This window comes from Corallococcus sp. AB049A (genome assembly GCF_003668885.1).
GTDB classification, from domain to species: Bacteria; Myxococcota; Myxococcia; order Myxococcales; family Myxococcaceae; genus Corallococcus; species Corallococcus interemptor.
Genome location: NZ_RAWL01000974.1, coordinates 1 through 483, shown reverse-complemented (window position 1 = coordinate 483; position 483 = coordinate 1). Strand labels below are relative to the sequence as shown.

General features: G+C 66.9%; 1 protein-coding gene. It reads left to right on the top strand.

Features of this window, described 5'->3' with window-relative positions; genetic code table 11:
* A partial coding sequence (locus D7X55_RS46065; RefSeq protein WP_121725737.1) for a toprim domain-containing protein occupies window positions 1-483 on the top strand: 483 nt, incomplete at both ends.

Sequence of the window (483 nt, the reverse complement as noted above, 5' to 3'; positions counted from 1 at the left end):
GTTCCACAAGGGCCGCGAACTGTACGGCCTGTGGCAGGTGCGCCAGGCCAACCAGAAGATCGAGCGGCTGATCGTGGTCGAGGGCTACATGGACGTGGTCTCGCTGTTCCAGTTCGGCGTCACCCAGGCGGTGGCAACGCTGGGTACCGCGACCACGCCGGACCATGCCGAGCTGCTGTTCCGCAACGCACCGGACGTGTTCTTCTGCTTCGACGGCGACGCCGCCGGCCGCCGCGCCGGCTGGAAGGCGCTGGAATCGGTGCTGCCGCGCATGAAGGATGGCCGCCAGGCGTTCTTCCTGTTCCTGCCCGATGGCGAGGACCCGGACACCATCGTGCGCAAGGAAGGCGCCGAGGCCTTCAACGAACGCCTGAAGCAGGCCACGCCGCTGTCGCAGTTCTTCTTCGACGAACTGACCCGCGAGATCAACCTGGGCACGCTCGATGGCAAGGCACGCCTGGCCGAACGCGCCAAGCCGATGCT